This is a genomic window from Parazoarcus communis SWub3 = DSM 12120 (genome assembly GCF_003226565.1).
Taxonomy (GTDB): Bacteria; Pseudomonadota; Gammaproteobacteria; order Burkholderiales; family Rhodocyclaceae; genus Parazoarcus; species Parazoarcus communis.
Genome location: NZ_QKOE01000048.1, coordinates 1 through 3511, shown reverse-complemented (window position 1 = coordinate 3511; position 3511 = coordinate 1). Strand labels below are relative to the sequence as shown.

The window sequence follows — 3511 nt, the reverse complement described above, 5'->3', positions numbered from 1 at the left end:
TCAAGCGCTTGGTCAGACGGCCATCGCCCGCCTGTGCTCCGCCAAATTCGTTCATTGCCCAGCTCCCTTCGTCGTTCATGGCCATGCCTTGGTAGATAAAATGGCATGGAGCAAGCACAGGGTATACCAGACTAAAGTGTAGAGTTATTCGGGCGAGCAGCAGGCGGGCTATTCATGACGAGAGAGTTGTGTGGAATGGGATGGTGTATACGACATGCCCTGTGGTCCAGTGTGCGGATTCCGACCCATCGTGACCGTTGATTCCGATCTGATCGTGACCGTTTTACGGCCGGTGTAGGAATCAGCGGTCACGTAGTCGGAATCGCCGGTCACGATCAAATCGGAACGGTGCCGTCTCGGGTACCGCAGTCGGAACGTCAAGCGTGGCAATACAACCTTTGTCGCGGCTACCCTCGCGAATTTGTTACGGAGCGAGGGGATGCCGACGGAGCGGATTGCCATGCACAAGATCAAGGAGCTGTTGCGGCTCAAGTACGAATGTGGGCTGTCGCACGAGCGCATTGCTCGGGTGCTGTCGATCTCGAAGGGGGTGGTCGCCAAGTACGTGAAGGCGGCCGAGGCGAGTGAGCATGACGATTCCGTAGGCATTCTTGTTTGACATAGGGCAAGAAGCTCGCCGACACTCGCGCTGGAATTGAATTTCCTATCCCCTTCTCCGATGAGTGTTTGGAATGAGCGAAGGACACAGTTTGGTCGAATTCGATGCTGATGCACTCACGTTCCGTCTGCCTTCTGCACAGCCCTTCAGGGTGGCGCTGTCAGACGTGACAAGGGTGTATCAGGTGTCTGCGGGCTGGGACGTCCATGCCAATGATCAGGAGTTCTGGGTCGTCGATTTGCCGGATCGGCGCGTGGTACTCCCAGATGACGCGCCTGGTGTCTATCAGGCGTTTACTTCCGCGCGCGCTCAGTTGGCGAGCATGGGGCGGCTCTTCTCGGCGACGTGCTATATGCCTCCGAAGGCGTGGAGGTCAAAGAGGCTTGGGCTTTTCCCAAGCTACAGGGTCAGGGCCGCTGTAGTACCGCTGCAAGCGCTGACATCGATTGTTCCTGACTGGACAGCGGCGACCATATCGGGCGAAACATGGTAAGGGAGGGAAGATGAGGTTCGAAGATGTATCGTCGGTCGAGATTCAGATTGTCGACGATCACGAGTGCTACCTTGTGACCGTACCTGGGGCGTCCAAGGCAGAGGGTCTCGAGTTCTTGCACATGGTTGGTTCAGGCATGGCCGGTAGCGGCATTCGCATGACTCAGCTTGGATATCGTATTCCACAGATCCGGATGGAGTATGAGCGGCAACTTCGGACTCTTGCACTGCAACGTGAGGGAATGGAGGCGAGGTTCAGAGCTGGCGAGCTGACGAAGGAGGAGTTTGCGCGCTGGTTGCATGGCGAGCGTCGGCGAATCGCGTATTCCGGACGATGGCAACAGGGGCTCGGTGCAGTGACGGTGCTGGAAGCTCGTGATTGGGCGAAATATGGTGTGGGCGGTCGATCATGGGAGAATATGACGCGCCACGCTTCGAGGGGGCTGCCTCCGTCGGCTGATCCGCTGGACAGGCTTATCGGCAGTGCCTCGCGATCGAACACTGGCGTCAGCGAAGCGGCGATTCGCGGGGCGCGGATGTTGCGGAGCGGCGGACCGATTTTTTTGATTGTTGGTGTCGGCGTGAGTGCTCACGAGATCGCCTCTGCGCCGGCCGAGGAACGTCCACACGTTGCGGGACAGGTGGCGGCAGAAGCTGGCGGCGGTTTCCTGGGGTCTGGTTTGGGCGTCGGGGTGTGTATTGCGTTTGGCGTGGCAACCAGCGGATGGGGACTTATTGGTTGCGGACTGGTTGGTGGAGCGGCAGGTGGATATGCCGGAGGCACTGCCTATCGGTCGTTAAACCCGCCTGAGACGATGCGCCAGATCGAGCGTGATGGGCAGATCGATACCCAGCGGGTGCGCTTGGTACCGTACCATTGAACGACCGTTCCGCGCATGTCGCGGGCACCTCCGTAGGAGGTGCCCGCTCCTATTGGCGAGCGTCGGGTCGCAGGAGAGTAGTCAGTCCGGTGTCACCTCCGTTGACGACCTCAAGGTAAGCATCGCGAAGGGCATCAATGGAATGAACGCAGCAACTGCCCTCTTCCGGTGTGAGTTCGCCTTGGAGCTTGCATGACTTACAATCCTGTTGTCGGAACGATCTACTAACCCGATGCGGGCGTGAAGCTGAGCGCGAGCCCGTTGTTGCACCAACGCTTGCCGCTGGGCTTGGGTCCGTCGTTGAACACATAGCCGTGGTGTCCGCCGCAGCGTGCGCAGTGGTATTCGGTGCGTGGCAGAATCAGCTTGAAGTCGCGCTTTTGAGCATGACCACTCCTGCTGATGCCTTTCATCAGCGAAACGATCACTGAAGGTGATGTTTGAGGGCATCGCATTCCACACAACTTATAACGCATAACTCTGACGGATTTTCTCAAGCCCCCTGACGAAGCTACTGAGCCTGGCGAAGCCCTGCCACAGCGTCTTGACGCCCGGCTCCCCGTCGCCTTTGCGGGCAAGGAAGCCGCCGAGCATGGCGATGCGGCGGATGACTTCACGCACGGTGGGCGTCTTCTTGGGCGGGTCCTTCTCGGCCAGCAGCCAGGCGGCCTGCCACTCAATCTGGTCAAACACGGTGCTGGCGGGCAAGTCAGGATGAACGCGGGCCAATCGCACCAGGTGCGCCTGCCGCCAGGCCACAACCAGGTAGATGACCAGGGCCAGCTCCAGCTTCTTCACCTCCCCCAACTGCAGCGCCTCGACGCGGCAGCCGTTCTTGAGCACGTGGAACAGGGGGCAAGTAGGCCGGGGGAATCGCACCCCCAGCCTCTCACAGAACGGTGCGTGAACCTCTCGATTCACACCGCTCCCATCAAGCGAACGCACCGACCATCCCTCGTTGCCAGTGTACGAAGAGATACGACTGCTTTTCGGCAAGCCCTTCGAGAAATCGAGCCGCCCGTATCTTGTGGCCCTTCAGCCGTCTGTACTTCTTCATCGCCCACGCTCGCAGCGTTATGTTGAAATAGCGCAGGACGGGGTACATCGCCGAGCGACAGAACTTGCCGTAATACTCCAGCCAACCGCGAAGGATCGGGTTGTGCAGGCGGGCAATGTCCGCGAGGCTCAGGTCCCTTCGATTCCGATAGTTCAGCTTGCGTGTCTTCTGCCGCATCGCCGTGACAGCCTTGCTACTGACCGCGGGAGTGAAACTGACGAACAGGCTGTTCTTCTTGCTGTTCTTCACCGTCCGCGCGCGAAAGGTGTATCCGAGGAAATCGAACTGCGCGTTTGGATACGTCCCCTTGCGAGAGCCGTCTTTGCAGTAGATGACCTTGGTCTTGTCCGGATGCATCGTGAGCGCACACTGCGCGAACCTCGCATCGAGCGCCGCCCGAAGGGCTTGCGCTTCTTGTTCGGTCCGGCAATGCACCAACCCACCGTCGGCATACCGGCACCA

The 3511-nt window shown here is 59.3% G+C and carries 5 protein-coding genes and 1 pseudogene; 3 read left to right on the top strand and 3 right to left on the bottom strand.

Annotation, left to right across the window (positions count from 1 at the left end; translation table 11 throughout):
* Positions 1-439: 439 nt before the first annotated feature.
* From DNK49_RS22750 to DNK49_RS22740, 3 genes and pseudogenes are all read left to right on the top strand, one after another.
* Positions 440-580, top strand: a pseudogene (locus tag DNK49_RS22750) (sigma factor-like helix-turn-helix DNA-binding protein); the annotation flags it as partial.
* Between the two features lie 112 nt (positions 581-692).
* Positions 693-1112: a hypothetical protein gene (locus tag DNK49_RS22745; RefSeq protein WP_110530347.1), complete on the top strand. Its 420-nt coding sequence runs from the start codon at positions 693-695 to the stop codon at positions 1110-1112.
* 10 nt (positions 1113-1122) lie between these two features.
* On the top strand, positions 1123-1992 hold the full coding sequence (locus tag DNK49_RS22740) for a hypothetical protein (protein ID WP_110530345.1): 870 nt from the start codon (positions 1123-1125) through the stop codon (positions 1990-1992).
* 224 nt (positions 1993-2216) lie between these two features.
* On the opposite strand, the gene DNK49_RS22735 is transcribed toward DNK49_RS22740, so the two are convergent.
* The 3 genes from DNK49_RS22735 to DNK49_RS22725 form a co-directional block, all read right to left on the bottom strand.
* Positions 2217-2405: a peptide-methionine (R)-S-oxide reductase gene (locus DNK49_RS22735; RefSeq protein ID WP_243632492.1), complete on the bottom strand. Its 189-nt coding sequence runs from the start codon at positions 2403-2405 to the stop codon at positions 2217-2219.
* Positions 2406-2457: 52 nt separating this feature from the next.
* Complete coding sequence (locus tag DNK49_RS22730; RefSeq protein WP_165843421.1) at positions 2458-2835, bottom strand: IS4 family transposase; 378 nt, start codon at positions 2833-2835, stop codon at positions 2458-2460.
* 88 nt (positions 2836-2923) lie between these two features.
* A partial coding sequence (locus tag DNK49_RS22725; protein ID WP_243632491.1) for a group II intron maturase-specific domain-containing protein occupies positions 2924-3511 on the bottom strand: 588 nt, incomplete at its 5' end.